General features: G+C 68.4%; 17 protein-coding genes. 4 read left to right on the forward strand and 13 right to left on the reverse strand.

Going from position 1 to position 21,581, the window contains the following annotated elements; translation table 11 throughout:
- Positions 1 to 14: 14 nt before the first annotated feature.
- Positions 15 to 1,472: an efflux transporter outer membrane subunit gene (locus tag AC1DOP_RS02970; protein WP_477249722.1), complete on the forward strand. Its 1,458-nt coding sequence runs from the start codon at positions 15 to 17 to the stop codon at positions 1,470 to 1,472.
- 16 nt (positions 1,473 to 1,488) lie between these two features.
- Positions 1,489 to 2,646 (forward strand): EmrA/EmrK family multidrug efflux transporter periplasmic adaptor subunit, encoded by a 1,158-nt coding sequence (locus tag AC1DOP_RS02975; protein ID WP_477249724.1) that lies wholly within the window; start codon positions 1,489 to 1,491, stop codon positions 2,644 to 2,646.
- Positions 2,647 to 2,776: 130 nt separating this feature from the next.
- Here the strand turns inward: AC1DOP_RS02975 and AC1DOP_RS02980 are convergent, their stop codons facing one another.
- The 4 genes from AC1DOP_RS02980 to AC1DOP_RS02995 form a co-directional block, all read right to left on the reverse strand.
- Positions 2,777 to 3,715 carry a 2-hydroxyacid dehydrogenase gene (locus AC1DOP_RS02980; RefSeq protein WP_477249726.1) on the reverse strand — a complete coding sequence of 313 codons (939 nt, stop codon included), beginning with the start codon at positions 3,713 to 3,715 and terminating at the stop codon, positions 2,777 to 2,779.
- Entirely contained in the window at positions 3,712 to 4,407 is a 696-nt protein-coding gene (locus AC1DOP_RS02985) for a fumarylacetoacetate hydrolase family protein (RefSeq protein WP_442122552.1), read from the reverse strand. Before AC1DOP_RS02985 ends, AC1DOP_RS02980 begins: the two co-directional genes overlap by 4 nt.
- Positions 4,408 to 4,583: 176 nt before the next feature.
- A complete protein-coding gene (locus AC1DOP_RS02990; protein ID WP_477249729.1) occupies positions 4,584 to 6,281 on the reverse strand; it encodes a methyl-accepting chemotaxis protein in 1,698 nt (565 codons plus the stop codon).
- A gap of 152 nt (positions 6,282 to 6,433) precedes the next feature.
- Positions 6,434 to 7,513: an aldose epimerase family protein gene (locus AC1DOP_RS02995; RefSeq protein ID WP_477249731.1), complete on the reverse strand. Its 1,080-nt coding sequence runs from the start codon at positions 7,511 to 7,513 to the stop codon at positions 6,434 to 6,436.
- A gap of 103 nt (positions 7,514 to 7,616) precedes the next feature.
- Between AC1DOP_RS02995 and AC1DOP_RS03000 the strand changes: the two genes are divergently transcribed.
- Complete coding sequence (locus AC1DOP_RS03000) at positions 7,617 to 8,411, forward strand: hypothetical protein (RefSeq protein ID WP_442122549.1); 795 nt, start codon at positions 7,617 to 7,619, stop codon at positions 8,409 to 8,411.
- 78 nt (positions 8,412 to 8,489) lie between these two features.
- Entirely contained in the window at positions 8,490 to 10,601 is a 2,112-nt protein-coding gene (locus AC1DOP_RS03005; protein ID WP_477249733.1) for a putative bifunctional diguanylate cyclase/phosphodiesterase, read from the forward strand.
- 6 nt (positions 10,602 to 10,607) lie between these two features.
- Here the strand turns inward: AC1DOP_RS03005 and AC1DOP_RS03010 are convergent, their stop codons facing one another.
- From AC1DOP_RS03010 to AC1DOP_RS03050, 9 genes are all read right to left on the reverse strand, one after another.
- Positions 10,608 to 11,048, reverse strand: a complete 441-nt coding sequence (locus tag AC1DOP_RS03010; protein WP_477249735.1) for a MarR family winged helix-turn-helix transcriptional regulator — start codon at positions 11,046 to 11,048, stop codon at positions 10,608 to 10,610.
- Positions 11,049 to 11,070: 22 nt separating this feature from the next.
- Entirely contained in the window at positions 11,071 to 12,579 is a 1,509-nt protein-coding gene (locus tag AC1DOP_RS03015; protein ID WP_477249737.1) for a sensor domain-containing diguanylate cyclase, read from the reverse strand.
- A gap of 100 nt (positions 12,580 to 12,679) precedes the next feature.
- The gene (kdpE, locus tag AC1DOP_RS03020; protein ID WP_477249739.1) at positions 12,680 to 13,375 is read right to left on the reverse strand and encodes a two-component system response regulator KdpE; all 696 of its coding nucleotides are present in this window, start codon (positions 13,373 to 13,375) and stop codon (positions 12,680 to 12,682) included.
- A complete protein-coding gene (locus tag AC1DOP_RS03025; protein ID WP_477249741.1) occupies positions 13,368 to 16,106 on the reverse strand; it encodes a DUF4118 domain-containing protein in 2,739 nt (912 codons plus the stop codon). Before AC1DOP_RS03025 ends, kdpE begins: the two co-directional genes overlap by 8 nt.
- Before the next feature lie 10 nt (positions 16,107 to 16,116).
- Positions 16,117 to 16,701 (reverse strand): potassium-transporting ATPase subunit KdpC, encoded by a 585-nt coding sequence (kdpC, locus tag AC1DOP_RS03030; RefSeq protein WP_477249743.1) that lies wholly within the window; start codon positions 16,699 to 16,701, stop codon positions 16,117 to 16,119.
- A gap of 14 nt (positions 16,702 to 16,715) precedes the next feature.
- Positions 16,716 to 18,773, reverse strand: coding sequence for a potassium-transporting ATPase subunit KdpB (gene kdpB, locus AC1DOP_RS03035; protein WP_477250107.1), 2,058 nt, complete (start codon positions 18,771 to 18,773; stop codon positions 16,716 to 16,718).
- An 82-nt stretch (positions 18,774 to 18,855) separates the two neighbouring features.
- A complete protein-coding gene (gene kdpA / locus AC1DOP_RS03040) occupies positions 18,856 to 20,592 on the reverse strand; it encodes a potassium-transporting ATPase subunit KdpA (RefSeq protein WP_477249745.1) in 1,737 nt (578 codons plus the stop codon).
- Positions 20,592 to 20,681 (reverse strand): potassium-transporting ATPase subunit F, encoded by a 90-nt coding sequence (locus tag AC1DOP_RS03045; protein WP_442122541.1) that lies wholly within the window; start codon positions 20,679 to 20,681, stop codon positions 20,592 to 20,594. The genes kdpA and AC1DOP_RS03045 overlap by 1 nt, the downstream gene beginning before the upstream one ends.
- Before the next feature lie 112 nt (positions 20,682 to 20,793).
- On the reverse strand, positions 20,794 to 21,540 hold the full coding sequence (locus tag AC1DOP_RS03050) for a TorF family putative porin (RefSeq protein ID WP_477249747.1): 747 nt from the start codon (positions 21,538 to 21,540) through the stop codon (positions 20,794 to 20,796).
- Positions 21,541 to 21,581: the final 41 nt, after the last annotated feature.

Here is a 21,581-nt window from a genome sequence, read left to right on the forward strand (position 1 = left end):
GAAAGCTAGAACAAGTGCGACACACCTCATTCATCCTGAAAAACAGCCTCGCCGCCGGCGCCGTGCTGGCGCTGCTGGCCGGCTGCATCAGCGTGCCGGCCGACAGCAAGCGCGCCGCGCCGATCGACCTGGCGGCAAAGGCCCAGCACGCGCCCGGCATCACCCTGCCGCAGGACGCCTGGCCGGCCGAGCAATGGTGGCTGACCTACGGCGACCCGCAGCTGAACGCCCTGGTCCAGCAGGCGCTGCACGACAACCCGAGCCTGGCCGTGGTGCAGGCGCGCGTCGCCAGCGCCCAGGCCATCGTGACGGCCGAACGTGCCGACGAAGGCGCCCAGGTGGGCCTGTCGACTGGCCTGAACCGCCAGCGCTATTCCTCGAACGGCTTCTTCCCGCCGCCGATCGGCGGCAACTACTTCAACGACGCCAACGTGCAGCTGCGCGCCTCCTATGACGTCGACTGGTGGGGCAAGCACCGCTCCCTGGTCGCTAGCGCGCTGGGCGAAGAAAATGCGCGCAAGGCCGAAGCCGCCCAGGCCGCGCAGGCGATCGCCGCAAGCGTCGTCCAGAGCTACTTCCGCCTGCAGATGCTGTGGGCACGCCAGGACAACGTGAAGCTTCTCGCGGCGGTGCAGCGCGAGCTGGTGGCCGGCCGCAAGGCCCGCATCGCCCACGGCCTGGCCAGCGCCGACATGCTGCGCAGCGCCGAACTCGACCTCGGCACGATGGAAGAACAGTCGGCCCGCTTCGCCACCCAGGCGGTGCGCGAGCGCGAGGTGCTGCGCGCCCTGATCGGCGGCGATACGCAAGCCCTCGCCAAGCTGGCCCGCTTCAAGCCGGCGCCCGGCGCGAATACCCTGCCGCGCGAACTCGGCATGGAGCTGCTGGCGCGCCGTCCCGACCTGCAGGCCGCGCGCTGGCGGGTGGAGGCCCAGCTCGGCCGCGTGGCCGCCAGCGAAGCCGCCTTCCGTCCCGACATCAACCTGGTGGGCGCGCTCGGCCTCGACGCGGTCTCGCTCGGCAAGCTGCTGCGCTGGCCCAGCCGCACGCCGCTGCTCGGCGCCACCCTCGACCTGCCGCTGTTCGACAGCGGCCGCCTGAAGGCCCAGCTGGGCGTGGCCCGCGGCAGCCGCGAGGAACTAGTGGCCGAGTACAACGAAGCCGTGCTGGCCGCGGTGCGCGAAGTGGCCCAGGAAGGCGCAACCCTGCAGGGTCTCGACCAGGAAGCGCAGGCCCACCGGCAGACCGTGGAATCCAGCCGCAAGCTGCTCGACAGCGCCGAGGCGCGCATGCAGCGCGGCCTGCTGGAACGCGCCGGCGTGCTGCAGGCGAAGATGACCCTGCTGCGCCAGCAGGACACCGACCTGCAGCTGCTCGACGCCCGCCTGCAGACCCAGGTGGCGCTGGTCAAGGCGCTCGGCGGCGGTTATCGCGCGCCCTCCTCGGCTGCCGCATCGAACAACACCAAATAATCCAGAACCCAAGACCATGAGCACCGAGAACAATCAAATCACGAACAAGGGCAAGCGCCGCGCAGTCCTGGCCGGCATCACCGTCGCCTTCCTCGCCGCCGGCCTCGCCTACGGCGCGTATTACACCCTGGTCTCCTCCAAGCGCGTCGAGACCGACAATGCCTACGTGGGCGGCAACCTGGTCAACGTCTCATCGCAGGTGACCGGCAGCGTGGTCGAGATCCGCGCCGACGAGACCCAGCTGGTGAAAGCCGGCGAAGAGATCGTGCGCCTCGACCCCTCCGACGCCGAAGTGAACCTGGCCCAGGCCGAGGCGCGCCTGGGCACCGCCGTGCGCCAGCAGCGCGAGCGCTATTCCAACGTCGATCAGCTGAACGCGGTGGTCGAACAGCGCCGCGTGACCCTGAAGGCGGCCCAGGACGACCTGGCGCGGCGCTTGCCGCTGGCGCTTGATAATGTCGTCTCCGGCGAAGACGTGGCGCACGCGCGCCGCGCCGTGCAGGATGCGAAGGCCGCGCTGGACGTGGCGCTGAAGCAGGTGGCGGCGGCGCGGGTGGCGGTGGCGGGCGTGTCCCCGTCCGAGCACCCGACCGTGCTGGCGGCGAAAGCCGATTACCTGTCGGCCTGGCTGGCGGCGCGCCGCAACGCCATCGTCGCGCCGGTGAGCGGCTACGTGGCCAAACGCAGCGTGCAGGTGGGCAGCCGCATCGCCCCGGGCGCGCCGTTGCTGTCCATCGTGCCGCTGGACCAGCTGTGGATCGACGCCAACTTCAAGGAATCGGAACTGCGCGACATCCGCGTCGGCCAGCCGGCCACGATCGAGGCCGACATCTACGGCGGCAAGGTGGTCTATCACGGCAAGGTGGTGGGCCTGGCCGCCGGCACCGGCAGCGCCTTCTCGCTGCTGCCGGCGCAGAACGCAACCGGCAACTGGATCAAGGTGGTGCAACGGGTGCCGGTGCGGATCTCGCTGGATCCGAAGGAGCTGGCCCAGCATCCGCTGCGCGTGGGCCTGTCCGCCACCGTCGACGTCGACATCAGCAAGCAGGACGGCGGCGCGCTGGGCGCCGTGGCGGCCCCGAGCCCGACCTATACGACCAATGTGCTGAACCAGCCGCTGCAGCAGGCGCAGGCGGCTACGGATGCGATCGTGGCCAAGAATATGGCGAATTGAGTCGGCTTTAGAACCGTCGTTCCCGCGCAGGCGGAACCGAGGTTTGCAGGCGCGGTCGAAACGCACGCAAAACTTGGGTCCCCGCCTTCGCGGGGACGACGTTCATGCGCTGACGTTCATGCGCCAAGGTTCAGGCAGTCACCGGCGTCAACGCCCGCCCACTCCTGAACCAACTCCGCAGATTATCCAGCATCAGCTGCGCCATCGCCGCCCGCGTTTCCTGCGTGGCGCTGCCGATGTGCGGCAACAGCAGCACGTTCTCCAGCCCGAAGAAGCGCTTGTCGATGTCCGGCTCGCCGTCGAACACGTCGAGCGCGGCGCCGGCGATGCGCTTCTGCTCCAGCGCCGCCAGCAGCGCTTCCTCGTCCACCAGCGAACCGCGCGCCACGTTCACCAGCCAGCCGCGCGGCCCGAGTGCGTCCAGCACGCGCGCATCGATCATGCGCGCGGTCTCGCGTCCGCCCGGCGCCGCCACGATCAGGATGTCGACGTCGCGCGCCAGCGCCGCCAGGTCGGCTTCGAAGCGCCAGTCCAGGCCCTGGTCGCTGCGGCCATGGTAGGCCAGGGCCACGCCGAACAGTTCGAGCCGGCGCGCGATCTCCTTGCCGATGCGGCCCAGGCCGACGATGCCGACGTGCTTGCCGGCCAGGCTGGTACTCAGGGGGAAGTTGGCGTCAAGCCAGCGGCCGTCGCGCACATAGCGGTCGGCCTGGGGCAGCTGGCGCAGCAGCGACAGCAGCGCGCCGATGCACAGCTCGGCCACGGCGGCGTTCAGCACGTCCGGGGTATTCGACACCACGATGCCGCGCCGCGCCGCCAGCTCGAGCGGGATCAGGTCGTAGCCGACGCCGTTGGTGGCGATGATCTCCAGCTTCGGCAGGCGCTCGACCAGGCTGGCCGGCACCTCCAGGTTGCTGCGGGTGACGATGGCGCGGATATCGCCGGCGCGCGCGGGATCGCGTTCGATGTCCGCGGCGCCCAGCCGCTCGAATTCGGCGTCGATCTGCGACTGTACCTCCGGCGGGAAGCCGCCGATCTGCAGCAGCCCGGGGCGGTGCAGGCCCGTCATTGGCCGCCGATGGCGAGTTCGAAAGTGGCGACGCCGTCCACGCCGCCGCGCACGTGGTCGCCCGGGTTCAGGGCATCGACCCCGGCCGGGGTGCCGGTGAAGATCAGGTCGCCCGGCGCCAGCGTCACGAAGCGCGACAGGTAGGCGATCACGTCGGCCACCGGCCAGATCATCTCGTTCAGGTTGCCCTCCTGCTTCAGCTGGCCGTTCACCTCGAGCCAGATGCGGCCGGCCTGCGGGTGGTCGGTACAGGAGACCGGCTGCAGCGGGCTGCAGGGCGCCGAGGCGTCGAAGCCTTTCGACATGTCCCAGGGCCGTCCGTCCTTCTTGGCGACGGCCTGCAGGTCGCGCCGGGTCAGGTCGAGGCCGACCGCATAGCCCCACACCATGCCGAGCGCCTGTTCCGGCGCGATGTTCGCACCGCCCTCCTTCAGGGCCACCACCAGTTCGACCTCATGGTGCAGCTCCTTCGTGGCAGGCGGGTAAGGCAGCGTGCCGCTGGCCGGCACCACGGCGTCGGCCGGCTTGGTGAAGAAGAACGGCGGTTCGCGGTCCGGGTCGGAACCCATTTCTCGCGCGTGGGAGGCGTAGTTGCGGCCGACGCAGAACACGCGGCGCAGCGGGAAAGTCTGGTCGGAGCCTGCGATGGCAAGCGCGGGGGTGTCGGGAGGGGTGATGACGAAGCCGGTCATGCTGATCCTTGTAAAGACGGTTGCCGAACGCGCCTTTGGGGGCGCGTCGGATACCATAACATAATCAGCGGCTGCGAGTTGAGACTGTCGTCCCCGCGCAGGCGGGGACCCAAGTTTGCTCGCGTTTCGGCAGATCAAGCAGAACTTGGATCCCCGCCTTCGCGGGGACGACGTTCTTAGAACTCTTCCCAATCACTCTCCACCGCCTCGGCCGGCGCCGGACGCGCGGTGCGGGCCGGCCTGGCCGCCGGCTTGGCGGCCGCCGCCCTTACTGCCGGCAGGGTGGAACGCGGCGCAGCCGGGGCGGCGGCCATGGCCGGCGCGGCGCCATGCTCGAGCTTGAACACCGCCACCGCCTGCGCCAGGCGCGTGGCCTGGTCCTGCATGGCTTGCGAGGCGGCGGCCGCCTCTTCGACCAGTGCGGCGTTCTGCTGGGTCACGGTGTCCATCTGGGTGATGGCTTCGTTGATCTGCTCGATGCCGGCGCTCTGCTCCTGGCTGGCCGAGGTGATCTCGTTGAGGATGTCGGTGACGCGGCCCACGCTGTCGACGATGTCGTTCATGGTGCTGCCGGCTTCCTTCACCAGGCGGCTGCCGGTATCGACCTTGTCGCTGGAATCGTCGATCAGGGTCTTGATTTCCTTGGCCGCGGCGGCCGAGCGCTGGGCCAGGTTGCGCACTTCGCCGGCGACGACCGCGAAGCCGCGGCCCTGCTCGCCGGCGCGTGCCGCTTCCACGGCCGCGTTCAGCGCGAGGATATTGGTCTGGAAGGCGATGCCGTCGATCACGCTGATGATGTCCGTGATCTTGCCGGAAGCATCGTGGATCTGTTCCATCGTGGCGACCACCTGGTGGATCACCTGGCCGCCGCGCGCGGCGACGCCGGATGCGGCTTCGGCCAGGGTATTCGCCTGGCGCGCATTGTCGGCGTTCTGCTTCACGGTCGAGGTCAGCTCTTCCATCGAGGACGCCGTCTCTTCCAGCGAACTGGCCTGCTGCTCGGTGCGGCTCGACAGGTCCTGGTTGCCGGCCGCGACTTCGCTGGACGCCGAGCCGATCGCCTCGGTGCCGGTGCGCACCGTGGCGACGGTCTTCACCAGGTTGTCGTTCATGGTCTTCAGCGATGCCAGCAGCTGGCCGGCCTCGCACTTGCTGGTGACCTCGACCCTGGTGGTCAGGTCGCCGGCGGCGACGGCGTCGGCCACCGCCAGTGCGCGGCGGATCGGGCGCACGATCGAGGCCGTGGTCCACAGCGCCAGCGCGGCGGCGGCGCCCAGGATCAGCAGGCCCACCCCCAGCATCAGGCTACGGGTGCGGGCATAGGTGTCGGCGGCGGCGGCGGCATCGGCGTCGGCGAGTTCCTTCTGCTGCCGGATCTGCTCGGCGATCACCTTCTTGTACTCGACCAGGATCGGGCGCATCTCCTTCGCGAGGTAGGCCTTGGCGCTGTCCATGTCGTTCGCCTCGACCATGCGGATCAGTTCATCCTGGCTCTTCACATACCTGGCGTTCAGCTCCTGCTGCTGGCCCAGCAGGGCGCGTCCCTGCGCGCTTTCCAGAGTCTTGTCGAGTTCGGCCAGAATGGTCTCGGCATCCTTGCGCGAGGCCTTCACTTCATCGAGCTGGGTGGAGCGGTCGGCCTTGTCGTCGTTCAGCATGATGTTGCGCAGCGCGATCGCGATGTCGTCGACTTCGCCCGACAGACGGCTGCTCAGGTCCAGGCGCGGCATGCGCTTGCTGACGATCGTATGGGTACCGGTGTTCACACTGCCGAGGCCGATCACACCCTGTCCGACGATGAACACCAGCGCCAGGCAGATGACCCCGAAACCCATCCCGAGACGGGTCCCGATCTTCCAATCCGTGACTTTCATTCTTCTCTCCGAAACCTTGTTGATTACAAGTCCATGCACAAATATGACGCAAAGCGACAAAGTTTATGGCGAGAAACTAACGAAAGTCGATAGAAAAGTGAAGTTTGTGGGAAGATATTTACAAAAGTGAGTTATCGGAACAACACCTTTGCTTATGCCTCCACCGAAAACCTGAAGCGCGACTCGGTCGCATACATATCGCCCGGGCGCAGGATCGTGTTCGGGAAAGCAGGCTGGTTCGGCGAGTCCGGGAAGTGCTCGGGCTCGATCGCGAAGCCGCCGCGGTGGGGATAGGCGCAGCCCTTGCCCGACAGGCTGCCGTCGAGGAAGTTCCCGCTGTAGAACTGCACGCCCGGCTCCTGGGTCAGCAGTTCCAGCACCCGCCCCGAACCGGGGTCGCGCACGCGCACCGCGCGCGTCAGCAGGCGGCTTCCGGCCTCCCTGTTCAGCACGAAGCAATGGTCGTAGCCCTGGCCGTTGGCGAGCTGCCGGTCGTCCTCGCCGATCCGGCTGCCGATGCTGCGCGGCTGGCGGAAGTCGAAGGGGGTGCCGGCCACCGGGCGCACCTGGCCCAGCGGGATCGATTCGGCGTCGATCGGCACGAAGCCGTCGGCATCGATGAGGAGTTCATGGCCGAGGATGTCACCGCAGCCCTCGACGCCGGCCAGGTTGAAATAGCTGTGCTGGGTCAGGTTGACGGGCGTCGGCTTGTCGGCGACGGCCGAAAACCGCACGACGATCTCGTTGTCGTCGGTGAGGCTGTAGACGACCTGGGCGTCCAGATTGCCCGGATAGCCCTCCTCGCCGTCCCCGCTGCGGTAGCGCAGCCGTAGTTCATTGCCTTCGACGGCGGCCTGCCACAGGACCTTGTCGAAGCCGCGGTCGCCGCCGTGGAGGTGGTTGCTGCCGTTATTGGTCGCCAGCTGGTAGCTGTGGCCGTCGAGCGTGAAACGGCCCTTTGCGATGCGGTTGCCGTAGCGGCCGATCAGGGCGCCGAAATACGGGCTCTCGCCAAGGTAGGGCGACAGCTCGTCGAAGCCGAGGGCGACGTCGGCGAAGCGGCCCTCGCGGTCGGGCACGAGGATATTCGTGATGATGCCGCCGAAATCGAGGATCTTCACCGTCATGCCGTGGCGGTTGACGAGGGTGTAGCGGGTGACCGGCGCGCCGTCGGGCAGCTTGCCGAACGGCGCCTGGGTGATGCCTGGGGTGGAGTCGGTTTGCACGTTCACGTTCGGTCCTGTATAGGTATGAGGTATCGCCGCCGCGGCGGCAGGTCGGCCCGATGCTAGCACGGCGCCCCGCTCGGCCGGCGCACCGTGGCACAATACGGCCATGCCTGCCCAGTTTGCTGACTATGCGGACCTGATCGCCGCCACCGACCTCGCCGCGATCGCGAATCCCGCACAGATTCCGGATGCCTATTTGCTCGGCCGCGCCGGCCGCGTCGAAGCACATTACATTCCCTTCGACTACGTCAATCCCGCCGCGCGCGTGGTGGTGGTCGGGATCTCGCCCGGCTTCGTGCAATGGAAGAATGCGGTGCGCGCCGCGCAGCAGGGCTTGCGCGACGGCCTGCCCCTGCCCGACCTGCTGCGCGCGGCCAAGTACACGGGCGCCTTCAGCGGTGCGATCCGTCCCAACCTGGTGGCCCTGCTCGACCATATCGGCCTGCAGCGCTGGCTCGGGATCGCCAGTTGCGCCACGCTGTTCGGCGCCGACGCCCACCTCATGCACGTGACCGGGGCGCTGCGCCAGCCCATCTTCGTCGATGGCAAGAACTATAACGGCGCCAATCCGAACATGGTGACCACGCCCCTGCTGCAGGAACAGCTGCTGGCGTATTTCGGCCAGGAAGCCGCGCAGCTGTCCGGCGCCGTCTTCGTGCCGCTCGGGCCCAAGGTGAGCCAGGCGCTGTCGTGGCTGGCGCGCCGCGGCATGCTCGACGAAGCGCGCATCCTGCATGGCATTCCCCACCCCTCCGGCGCGAACGCGGAACGCATCGCCTACTTCCTCGGCCGGAAAACGAAAGCCGCCTTGTCGAGCCGCACGAACGGCGGCCAGATCGATGCCGACCGCCTGGCCCTCGGCGAGAAAATGACGGCCCTCGGGATGGCGCCGCTGCGATAAAGCCGGGGCCGCTTGGCGTGCTCCGCGTATCGACTACCGCGATTACACTGGAGCCGTCCAGCGTTCCAACAGGCGACCATGTCATTACATTCGTGGGAATACAATCGGCTCACCCTCGTCAATCTCGAAGACAAGCCTGCGGATTTCTTCAAGGGCCTGATCCAGGCGAGCAGCACGGCCATCGTCATCTGCGATGCAAAGCAGCCCGATGATCCGATCGCCTGGGTGAATCCGGCCTTCGAGGCGATCTCCGGCTACACGCTGGCCGAGGTGATCGGCCGTAACTGCCGTTTCCTGCAGGGCAGCGACCGTGACCAGCCCGCACTCGCCGGCCTGCGCGAGGCCCTCGCCACCGGCCGCAGCCACACCTGCACCTTGCGTAACTACCGCAAGGACGGCAGCGTGTTCTGGAGCCGCATGCACCTGTTCCCGGTATGCGATGCCGCCGGCGCGATCACCAATTTCGTCGCCTTCCTGGAAGACGTGAGCGTCGCGATCCAGGCCCAGGCCGAGGTGGCGAATGCGCGCGAGCACCTCAGCACCCTGCTGGAGAGCATTTCCGACGGCTGCTTCTCGCTCGACCGCGAGTGGCGCTTCACCTTCATCAACAGCAAGGGAGCGGCCTGGATGCGGCGCAGCGCCGACCATCTGATCGGCAAGGTGATCTGGGACGAGTTCCCGGAAGCCGTCGGCGGCCCCTTCTATCAGACCTACCATCGCGCGCTCGAGCGGCAGGAAGCGGCCAGCTGCGAAAGCTATTATGCGCCGCTGCAGATGTGGCTGGAGGCGCGCGCCTATCCGTCGAAGGATGGCCTGACGGTGTTCTTTGCGAACATCACCGAGCGCAAGGAAGCCGAAGCGCGCCTGGTCCACATGGCCACCCACGACAGCCTGACCGGCCTGCACAACCGCTTCAGCTGCCTGCGCGCGCTCGACGAGGCGCTGGCGCGCGACGACATGATCGGGGTGCTGTTCGTCGACCTCGACCACTTCAAGGAAGTCAACGACGCCCACGGCCACCAGTCCGGCGACCTGGCGCTGCAGGAGATCGGGCGCCGCCTGGCGGCATTCGGCAATGCCGATACCACGGTGGCGCGCATCAGCGGCGACGAATTCGTGTTCGTGCTCACTGATGCAAGTCCGGAAGCGGCGAAGGCGCTGGCGGCCACGGTGCTGCAGCGCATGGCCGAACCGATCGCGATCGGCCCCCTGAAGGTCACGGTCGGCGCCAGCATCGGGATCGCGCTGGGCAAGCCCGGCGAGGTCAGCGCCGACGAACTGCTCAACAATGCGGATGCCGCGATGTATGCCGCCAAGGACAACGGCCGCCATACCGCCTGCCTGTTCTCGCCCAAGTCGGCACAGCTCATCAAGGAGCGCCTGCAGCTGCGCCAGGAAGTGTTTTCGGCCCTCGAGCGGCGCCAGTTCGTGCTGTTCTACCAGCCGCAGATCAGCGCCGCCAACGGCGCCGTGGTGGGGGCCGAGGCCCTGCTGCGCTGGGAGCATCCGCGCCTGGGCGTGATCGCGCCGGGCGCCTTCCTGTCGATGCTCGAGGATTCGCCGGCGATCAACGCAGTCGGGGCCTGGGTCTGCGAGGAAGCCTGCCGCCAGGCGCGCGAATGGGAGCTGCTCGGCTTCCAGCTGCAGATGGCGGTGAACGTGTCGACCCGCCAGCTCACCGACGAGAACCTGCCGGTGCTGCTGAAGAACCTGGTGGCGCACTACGGGCTGGACACCGGCTGCATCAAGCTGGAAGTCACGGAGAGCATGCTGACCCAGGACATCGAGAAGGCGGCGTCCGTGCTGCGTTCGCTGCAGCAGGAAGGCTTCAGGATCGCGCTCGACGATTTCGGCACCGGCTACTCGAACCTCTCCTACCTGCGCCAGTTCCCGATCACCGCGATCAAGATCGACCGCTCCTTCGTGCAGGAGATCGAGGAAGACCGGCGCTGCCTGGACATCGTCAACGGCGTGATCGCCTTCGCCAAGTCGCTCAAGCTGTCCGTGATCTGCGAAGGGATCGAAACCGAGGCGCAGGCCTGCGCGATCCGCTCGACCGAATGCGACGTGCTGCAGGGCTACCTGATCGGCAAGCCGATGCGTGCCAGCGATTTCCAGGCCCTGCTGCTGGCCCAGCGCACCATGCCCCAGCAGGCCTATCCCGGTTGCAGCCAGCCGGACACCGATTGACGCCGGCTAGCTGTCTGCTGCCAGCTTGCCGCGCAGCTGCTCGAGCTGGCGCTTGAGCGCCGCCAGGTCGCCCGGCGGGCAGGCCGCCGCGCACAGCACCTGTTCCTGGATCGCCGCAGCGTCGCGCGCCATCGCGCGGCCGGCGTCGGTCAGGCTGACCACCACCTGGCGCTCGTCGAGGTTCGAGCGCGCCCGCGCCACCAGGCCGGCCGTCTCCAGGCGCTTGAGCAGCGGCGTCAGGGTCGCCGAGTCGAGGAAGAGCCGCGCGCCGATGTCGGACACGGTCACCCCGTCGCGCTCCCACAGCACCAGCATCACCAGGTATTGCGGATAGGTCAGGTCCAGCTTGCGCAGCAGCTTGCGGTAGACCTTGTTCATCGCCAGCCCGGTCGAGTACAGCGCAAAGCACAGCTGGTTGTCCAGCAAGGGGGTCGTCTTCGATTCCATGGGATGGATGTTAGATCGCGCGCTATGCAATTGCAAGCCGCGCCGCGATGCGATTGCGCCCGCCTTCCTTGGCTTCGTACAGCAGGCGGTCCGCGGCCTCGACCCAGGCGCCGTCCGGCCCGGCGCCGGCCAGGCCGGCCACCACGCCCAGGCTCAGGCTGACCTGGCCATAGGGGCTGTCGGCATGCTCCAGCTTCAGTTCCGCCACCGCGGCGCGGATCGTTTCGGCCACCTTCACCGCGCCATCCAGGCTGGTAGCAGGCAGGATCACGGCGAATTCCTCGCCGCCGTAGCGCGCCGCCAAGTCGCCCGGCCGGCGCGCGCCGGCCGCGATCGCCGTGGCCACCTTGCGCAGGCAGTCGTCGCCGGCCACATGGCCGTAGCGGTCGTTGTACTTCTTGAACCAGTCAACATCGGTCAGGATCAGCGCGAATCCGGTGCCGCCGCGGCGCGCCCGCGCCAGCTCGCGCGCCAGGGTGTCTTCGAACAGGCGGCGGTTGGCCAGCCCGGTCAGGCCGTCGCTTTCGGCCAGCGCCCGCAAGGTTTCCTCGAGACTCTCGCGGATGCGGATCTGGTGGATCATGCGCCGCCCGCCCCAGGCCAGCAGGACGATCGCGAACGCCACCACGCAGCTCATCTTGACCGCGCCCGCCCGCCAGTCGCCCAGGATCTCGTCCTTGGACTCGGCGCTGGCCACCACCAGCGGATAGCCGTCCAGGTGGCGGTAGCTGTAGAGGCGCTCGATGCCGTCCATCCTGGCCCGCAACATCGCGGTGCCGACCGGCCCGGCGCTCTTCATCATCTGGAAGATCGGCCCGCCGGCGATGCTGGTGCCGACCAGGTTTTCCGAGAACGGGCGCCGGTAGATCAGGGTGCCGTCGTCGAGGGCGAGCAGGATGGTGCCCTGGCGTCCGACGTCGAAGCGGTCATAGAAGCGGCCAAAGAAGCCGAGGTCCAGCGTCACCAGCGCGACGCCGCCGAAGCTGCCGTCGGGACGGTCGATGCGGCGCGACACCGGGATCACCATCACGCCGGTGGAACGGCTGCGCACCGGCTTGCCCACGTGGCTGCGGCGGTCGGGGTCGGCCTGGTGATGGCGGAAGTACTCGCGGTCGGCGTTGTTGGCCTGCGGCGGCTTCGCCTGCGTCGTCACTTGCCAGCTGCCGTCGGGGCCATACACGAACAGGCCATGCACTTCGGCGGAATGGGCGGCGATGTGCTGGAAGCGCCGTTGCAGGCGCTCTCCCGCCGCGCCCTCCACGCCGTCCTGCTCGACACGCTCGACGGTCTCGGCCAGCACCGCATCGGCCACCTTGAACGAGGTCTCGGCCTGGGCCGCCAGCGCGAGCGCCATGTTCGCGGTGCTGGCCGAGGTTTCTTCCAGCTGTGCCTCGCGTGCCGTCCACAGGCTCCAGCCGTAGATCCCCAGCAGCAGCACGCAAAATGCCGCCAGCAGGGCGATCGAACGCCCGACCATCGGGCGGCGTATCTGGTTCAGGTGTCGGAGGCGGGGCGTGAAACTCGGCGGCATCGGCATCGGGAGAGGAAGCTATCGCGCGAGGATAGATGCTGAACACACGACTAGTCCAGAAAATACCGTATTGGCGGCGTTTGGTTGCCCCGAAACAACATCAAGGAAGCTGGAAACGGTAGCCGACACCGGTCTCCGTCACCATGAAGCGGGGCTGCGCAGGATTGTCTTCCAGCTTGTGGCGCAGGTGGCCCATGTAGATGCGCAGGTAGTGGGCATTGTCGGCCTGGTTCGGGCCCCAGACCGCGCGCAGCAGTTGCGGCGTGGTCATCACCTTGCCGGGATTGGCGACCAGCACCGCCAGCAGCCGGTGCTCGGTCGGCGTCAGGCGCACCGCCTTGCCGGCCTTGGTGACGCTGCGGTTCTGGACGTCCACCTCGACGTCGCCGAAACTCACCTTGCCGTCGCCGCCGGTCGCCAGGCCGCGCTGGCGCCGCCGCGAGGCGCGCACCCGCGCCAGCAGCTCGCCGACGCCGAAGGGCTTGGTGAGGTAGTCGTCGGCGCCGCGGTCGAGGGCGCGGATTTTCTCCTCTTCGTCGACCCGTGCCGACAGCACGATGACCGGCACCGCCGACCAGGCGCGCAGGTCGCCGATGAAGTCGACGCCGTCGCCGTCCGGCAGGCCGAGGTCGAGGATCACGAGGTCGGGCTTGCGCGTGCCCGCCTCGACCAGGCCGCGCTGCAGGGTGGCCGCCTCGTGCACCTGCCAGCCTTCCTGCTCCAGCGCGCCGCGAACGAAGCGGCGGATGTGCGGCTCGTCTTCCACGAGCAGGGCCACGCCGATGAAATCACTCATCCTCTTCCTCGATCTCCATGTCTTCATCCGGCAACTGCATGTCCGGCGGTGTCCCCAGCGGCAGCGTGAAGACGAAGGCGGCGCCGCCCTCCGGCCGGTTGGCGGCGCGGATCGTGCCGCCGTGCGCTTCCACGATGGCGCGGCAGATCGCCAGGCCGAGGCCGACGCCGGGCTTGGCGGACTCACGCTCCCCACGCACGAATTTTTCGAACACCGCTTCCTCCTGGCCCGGCGGCAGGCCGGGGCCGTCGTCGGCAACCGTCATCTCCAGCCATATGCCGTGCGGCCGGGCCGAGACGCTCACCGTGCTGCCGGCCGGCGTGTATTTTCCCGCATTTTCCAGCAGGTTGGACAGCACCCGCTCGATCAGTACGGCATCGTAGCGCACCAGCGGCAGGCCGGCCGGCACCTGGGTCTCGACCCTGCGGCCGGCCAGCGCCGCGCGGCTGGCGCGCAGCGCGCCACCCACGGTTTCCTCGACCGCCTGCCACTGCAGGCGCAGCTTGACCTCGCCGGTCTCGATACGGGCCATGTCGAGCAGGTTGGTCACCAGGGTGCTCATGCGCACGGTTTCCTCGCGCAGCGCCTCGGCCATGCTCCGCTGCGCCGGCGCCAACGGCGGCGTCGAGCACGCCAGCGACTCGGCCTGCGCCATCAGCGTGGTGAGCGGCGTGCGCAGGTCGTGCGACAGCGCCGACAGCAGCGAATTGCGCAGGCGCTCGGACTCGATCCTGACCAGCGCGTCCTGCGCCACCTCGATGTAGTGCACCCGTTCCAGCGCGATCGCGGCCAGGGCGGCGAAAGTATCCAGCTGCTGCACCTGTTCGGGCGCCAGCAGCCGGTGCGGCGTGGAGGCCTCGATCGCCAGCACGCCCCGAGTGCGCATCGGCGCCACCAGCGGCATGTAGAAGAGCGGACTGCCCGGCAAAGTATCGCTGCCCATGCCGGCGGCGGCGCCATGATCGAAGGCCCATTGCGCCACACCGAGGTCCAGACCGGCAAGGGCCGCCTCGTCCTCCGCCCTGCCCCCTTTCGCCGGACTCAGCCGGCCGTCGGCATCCGGCAGCAGCAGCACGGTACGGGCCCCGAAGGTGCGGTCAATGGCATCGCGCGTGGCTTCCTGGATCTGCTCCGTCTGCAGCACCCCGGACAGCGCGCGCGCAAATTCGTAAAGGGCATGCGTCCGGCTCTCGCGGCGGGCCGCGACCCGCGCCTGGAAGCGCAGCCCCGCCGTCAGGTGTCCGGTGATGGTGCCGACCGCCAGCATCACGCCGAAGGTCACCAGGTACTGGAAATCCGAGATCGCCAGCGTGAAGCGCGGCGGCACGAAAAAGAAGTCGAAACAGGCCACGCTGACGCAGGTCGCGGTGACCGACGGGCCACGGCCGAAGCGCACCGCCACCAGCAGCACGACCAGCAGGAACAGCATGGCGATGTTGGCCAGGTCGAGATAGGCGATCGCCGGGGTGGCGGCCAGCGCCATGCCCACGCTGGCGGCGACGGCCATACCGTGCGCCGGCAGGACCTGGCGCAGCGGCATCCGGCCTGCGGGGCCGCCGGCAGGCCGCGGCGCGCCATCGGCCGGCCGGTCGTGCGCCACGGCCACCTCGACCAGGTCGACGTCCGGCGCCAGCCGTCCGATGCGCAAGCCGGCCGGCGCCTGCCAGCGCCACCGCGCATCGCTGCGGCCGAGCGCGATCCGCGACAGGTTGTGGCTGCGCGCATAGTCGACCACGGCCGCCTCCATGCGGTCGCCCGACAGGACGGCGGTGGCCGCGCCGAGTTCACGCGCCAGCTCGAGCGCGCCCAGGATCCGCTCGCGCCGCGCCGGATCCAGGCGCTGCAGCGCCGGCGTCTCGACGTAGACAGCATGCCACTCCGCGCCGAGCTGGGCCGCCAGGCGCGCCGCATTCCTGACAACGCCTTCAGCCTCCGGCCCCGGTCCCACGCAGGCCAGCAGCGCGCTACCGGTGCGCCATACGGTATCGATCGATTTCTCGACCCGGTAGGCGCGCACGTCGTCGCCGATGCGCTCGGCGGTGCGGCGCAGCGCCAGCTCGCGCAGCGCGATCAGGTTCCCCTTGCGGAAGAAGTTCCGGCCGGCGCGCTCGGCCTGCTCTCCCTGGTAAACCTTGCCGAGCCTGAGCCGGGTCAGCAGCTCGTCCGCCGGCAGGTCCACCAGCACCACTTCGTCGGCGCCGTCGAAAACGCTGTCGGGCACCGTCTCCGCCACCCGCACCCCGGTAATCCCGCCCACCACTTCGTTCAGGCTCTCAAGATGCTGGACGTTGACGGTCGTGAACACGTCGATGCCGGCCTCGAGCAGTTCCTCGACGTCCTGCCAGCGCTTCGGGTGGCGCGAGCCGGCGACATTCGAATGCGCCAGCTCGTCGACCAGGACCAGGTCGGGCCGGCGCTCCAGGGCGGCGTCGATGTCGAATTCGGTGAGCGTCTTGCCGCGGTAGCCGATGCCCTTGCGCGGCAGGACGTCCAGCCCTTCCAGCAGGGCCGCGGTTTCCGCACGTCCGTGGGTCTCGGCGACGCCGACCAGCAGCTTGCGGCCGGCGGCAAGCTGGCGCGCCGCCGTCAGCATCGCATAGGTCTTGCCGACGCCGGCCGAGGCCCCGAAATAAATGCGCAACCGGCCTCGCGCGGCACGGCGCTCCTGTTCCTTCACCTGGGCCAGCAGCGCGTCCGGGTCGCGCCGCGGGCCTTCGCCGGGGAAGCTCATGCGGCTCGCCTCATTGCGGATGCGCCGTCTTGGCGTCCAGCGCCAGGTTCAGCGCCAGAACGTTCACGCGCGGCTCGCCGAGGAAGCCCAGGGCCGGCTGCATGCGGTGGGCGGCGATCAGCGCGCGCACCTGCGGCTCCGGCAGCCTGCGCGCCGCCGCCACGCGCGCCGCCTGGTACGCCGCGGCCGCGATGCTGATCTCCGGATCGAGACCGCTGGCCGAGGCGGTGACCAGGTCGACCGGAATCGGTGCGCGGTCGGCTGGATCGGCTTTGCGCAAGGCCGCCACGCGGGCCTTGACCGCATCGATCAATGCCGGATTGGTCGGTCCCAGGTTGGAACCGCCCGAGCCCGCGGCATTGTCCGGTACCGGCGCCGTGGCCGATGGCCGGCCCCAGAAGTAGCCGGGAGCCGAGAATGGCTGGCCGATCAGCGCGGAGCCGATGGTGCGGCCGTTCGCGGCAAGGAGGCTGCCGTCCGCCTCGTGGGCGAAGGCGGCGCGGCCGATGCCGGCCACGGCCGCCGGGTACAGCAGGCCGCACAGGATGCTCAGGGCGCCGAACAGGACCAGCGCGGGACGAATGATGGATGCCATGGTGATTTCCTTGTTCAGACGAGATCGAGCGACGCCAGCAGCATGTCGATCAATTTGATGCCGATGAACGGCAGAATGATACCGCCGATACCGTAGACCAGCAGGTTCCGGCGCAGCAGCGCGGTGGCGCCGATCGCCCGGTAGCGCACGCCACGCAGGGCCAGCGGGATCAGGAACACGATGATCAGCGCGTTGAAGATCAGCGCCGACATGATCGCCGAGGCCGGGCTGGCCAGGTGCATGAGGTCGAGCGCCTTCAGCTGCGGGTAGGCGCCGACGAAGGCCGCCGGAATGATGGCGAAATACTTGGCGACGTCGTTGGCGATCGAGAAGGTGGTCAGCGAACCGCGCGTCATCAGCATCTGCTTGCCGATCTCGACGATCTCCAGCAGCTTGGTCGGATTCGAATCGAGGTCCACCATGTTGCCGGCTTCCTTGGCGGCCTGGGTGCCGGAATTCATCGCCACCGCGACGTCGGCCTGGGCCAGCGCCGGGGCGTCGTTGGTGCCGTCACCAGTCATCGCCACCAGCCGGCCTTCGGCCTGGTACTTGCGGATCAGCGCGAGCTTGTCCTCCGGCGTGGCCTCGGCCAGGAAGTCGTCGACACCGGCTTCGGCGGCAATCGCGGCGGCGGTCAGCCGGTTGTCGCCGGTGATCATCACGGTCCTGATGCCCATGCGGCGCAGCTCGGCGAAGCGTTCCCTGATGCCGCCCTTGACGATGTCCTTCAGTTCGATCACGCCGAGGATGCGGGCGCCGTCCGCCACCACCAGCGGGGTACTGCCGCGCCGCGCGGCATCCTCGACGATGCGTACGACCTCCGCCGGGAACGGCATGCCGAGCGCCTCGACGTGGCGCCGTACCGCATCGGCGGCGCCTTTCCTGATCCGGCGCGCGCCGGCATCGACGCCGCTCATGCGGGTATTCGCCGAGAATGGCAGGAACACCGCGTGCAGGTTCTCCAGTTCGCGCTCGCGGATGTTGAACTTCTGCTTGGCCAGTACCACGATACTGCGCCCTTCCGGTGTCTCGTCGGCCAGCGAAGCCAGTTGCGCGGCGTCGGCCAGCTCGCGTTCGGCGACGCCCGGTGCCGGCAGGAAGGCGGCGGCCTGGCGGTTGCCGAGCGTGATGGTGCCGGTCTTGTCGAGCAGGAGGACGTCGACGTCGCCGGCGGCCTCCACCGCGCGGCCGGACGTGGCGATCACATTGGCGCGCATCATGCGGCTCATGCCGGCCACGCCGATTGCCGACAGCAGGCCGCCGATGGTGGTCGGGATCAGGCACACCAGCAGCGCGATCAGGACCGTGATCGTGACCGGCGAGCTGTGCACGCCGGCGGCCTTCGCCAGCTCGACCGAGTACAGCGAGAACGGCAGCAGGGTCACCGTCACCACCAGGAACACGATGGTCAGCGCCACCAGCAGGATGGTGAGTGCAATCTCGTTGGGCGTCTTCTTGCGCCTGGCGCCCTCGACCATCGCGATCATGCGGTCGAGGAAGGTCTCACCCGGATTCGCGCTCACCTTTACCACCAGCCAGTCCGACAGCACACGGGTGCCGCCGGTGACGCTCGAAAAGTCGCCGCCGGATTCGCGGATCACGGGCGCGGACTCGCCGGTGATCGCGCTCTCGTCGACCGAGGCCACGCCTTCGACCACGACGCCGTCGATGGGCACGACGTCGCCCGCTTCGACCAGGATGTACTTGCCTTTTCGAAGATCGGTGGCCGGGCACGGCAGCCAGCTCGTGCCGTGCTTCGGCGTGGCCAGCTTCTTGGCGATCACGCTCTGCTTCAGGCCCCGCAGCGCGGCCGCCTGCGCCTTGCTGCGGCCTTCCGCCAGCGCTTCGGCGAAATTCGCGAACAGCACGGTGAACCACAGCCAGACGGCGCAGGCGAGGATGAATCCGGCCGGCGCCTCGCCGGCGCCAAGCAGCGCCTGCACATAAAGCAGCGTGGTGACGATACTGCCGACGTAGACCACGAACATGACCGGGCTGCGCAGCTGGGTGCGCGGGCCCAGTTTCTTGAAGGCGTCGACCAGCGCGGGGCCGGCCAGGCTGGCGTCGAACATGCCCAGGCGCTTGGCGCCGGGCGCGGCGCCGGCCGGCAACCGGGCAGCGGACGGAGGAAGTTGCGTCATGAGGTGCTCCTGATTATTGTGCATGGAACTGCAGGTGCTCGACCACCGGCCCGAGGGCCAGCGCCGGCACGTAGTTCAATACGCCGACCAGCACCACCACGCCGACCAGCAGGCCGACGAACATTGGCCCATGGGTGGGCATGGTGCCGCTGGTGGTCTGCAGGCGCTGCTTGGCCGCGAGCGAGCCGGCGATCGCCAGCACCGGCACGATCACGCCGAAACGGCCGAACCACATCGCGATCGCCAGCATCCAGTTGTAGAAGGGGGTGTTGGCGGACAAGCCGGCGAAGGCGCTGCCGTTGTTGTTGGCGGCCGAGCTGAAGGCGTACAGGATCTCCGAGAAGCCGTGCGCGCCCGGATTGGCGACGCCGGCCTTGCCATCGGCCGTCATCACGGCGATCGCCGTGCCGGCCAGCACCAGCACCGGCGTCACCAGGATGGCGATCGAGGTCATCTTCATCTCGTAGGCCTGGATCTTCTTGCCCAGGTATTCCGGCGTACGGCCGATCATCAGACCGGCGATGAACACCGCCATGATCGCGAACACCAGCATGCCGTACAGGCCGGCGCCGACGCCGCCGAACACCACCTCGCCGAACTGCATCAGCAGCAGTGGCACCGCGCCGCCCAGCGGCGTGAACGAGTCGTGCATCGCGTTCACCGCGCCGCAGGAAGCGGCCGTGGTGACGGCGGCGAACAGGGCGGAGGCATCGATGCCGAAGCGGGTTTCCTTGCCTTCCATGTTGCCGCCCGACTGCAGGATGCTCGCCTGCTGGTCGATGCCCAGGGCCTGCAAGGCCGGATGCGCCTGGTGCTCGGCCAGTACGACGCCGGCCGTCGTCACCACGAACAGGAAGGTCATGGCGCCCAGGATCGCCCAGCCCTGGCGGCGGTCGCCGACCATGCGGCCGAAGGCGAAGCACAGGCCGGCCGGGATCAGGAAGATCGCCACCATCTGGAACAGGTTCGACACGGCGGTCGGATTCTCGTAAGGATGGGCGGAATTGGCGTTGAAGAAGCCGCCGCCGTTGGTACCCAGCAGCTTGATCGCTTCCTGCGAAGCCACCGGTCCCATCGCGATGGTCTGCGTGGCCCCGGCACCCTGGGCCAGCGGGTCGAGCAACGGCACCTGCAGGTAGCCCGAGAAGTTCTGGATCACGCCCTGCCCCATCAGGAAGACCGCGAACAGCAGCGACAGCGGCAGCAGCACGTACAGGGTGCTGCGGGTGAGATCGACCCAGAAGTTGCCGACCGAACTGGCCGACTTCGCGGAAAATCCGCGGATCAGGGCGAACACCACGGCGATGCCGGTGGCGGCCGAGAAGAAGTTCTGGCAGGTCAGCGCCAGCATTTGCGTCAGGTAGCTCATGGTCTGCTCGCCGCTGTAGCCCTGCCAGTTGGTATTGGCGACGAAGCTGACCGCGGTATTGAAGGCCGAGTCCGGGCCGACGTTGCCGAGCCCCTGCGGGTTCAGCGGCAGCCAGGCCTGTACGCGCTGCAGTCCATAGACGGCGAAGGTGCCGACGGCGTTGAACACGAGCAGGGCAATGACATATGCCTTCCAGCCCATGCCCTGCTCCGGGTCGATGCCGGCAGCCCGGTACAGCGCCGTTTCGGTCCGGTGCAGCCAGCCGAGGCCACGCAGGCGGCCCCCCTCGGCCACGCGGGCCAGCAGGATCCCGAGCGGCCAGGACATGGCCGGCAGGACCAGCAGGAAGACTGCGGGAAGCGCAAGCGAACGGATGTCCATTACAGGTCCTCCGCGTTGAACATGGCGTACAGCAGGTACACCAGCAGGCCGCCCGAAGCGAGCGCACCGATGAGATAGAAGAGCGTCATTTGCGCGCTCCTAGGCGGGCGCAGGCGCTAGCCATGCCCCAGATCAGGGCAGTGAGCAGGACGATTGCACCGATGAAGAGGAAGTCCATGAATACCTCGGATGTCTGGTTGATCAAAAGGTCTTGCCGACGCTGGCGAGCAGCGCCTTCTTGCCAAGGAATTTGCCGTTGGCCGGGGATGCATAGGCCGCTTCGCCGGCGTTGGTGCCGACAAAGGCCAGCGCCAGGCTGGCGATCCCGAAGTCCTTGGTCAGGCCGAGCTTGTAGTCGGTATAGCTGGCCGTGCCGTGATGGCGCACGTCCTGGCGGCCGACGTGCAGGTTCAGCGTGAGGCCCTGGACCAGGTCGAGATTGGCGCCGAGATCCAGGTAGCCGCTGTGGCGGCTGTCGGCGATGCCGAACAGATTGGTCAGCGCCAGCGAATACTTGGCGTAGGCCGGCCCGTAGCCCAGCTGGCCGTAGATCTCGGCGGTGTCGGCGTCGGCGAAGCCCCGCACCTGCTTCAGCCCGTTCGACGGGTAGACATAGCCCAGCACACCCACGTCGTAGCCGAGGCCGGCGCCGAGCTGGCCGCGCTTGCCGCCGTACAGGTCCCACTCGAGGTTGCCGCCGCCGCCCGCGTCCCGGGCCCACTTGATGGTGGACAGCCAGGTGCCGGCGTACAGGCCGTCGGGGTTGTGGGTGTAGTCCGCGCCCCCCTGCAGGGCGGGCAGGAGGCGGGTCTGGGAGATGCCTCGGTAGCGGTAGTCGGAGGTGAGCGCCGCGTTGAAGGTGAAAGTATCTTCCGGCTGGGCCTCCTGGGCATGCAGCGGTGCCGACAGCGCGGCAAGCGTCGCCAGCATAAGGATGGTTCTGCTCATGGTCTGTTGTGTTTCCTTGTTATTGTAAAAAGCCGGCCGGC

This window comes from Massilia sp. 01N410 (assembly GCF_056399665.1).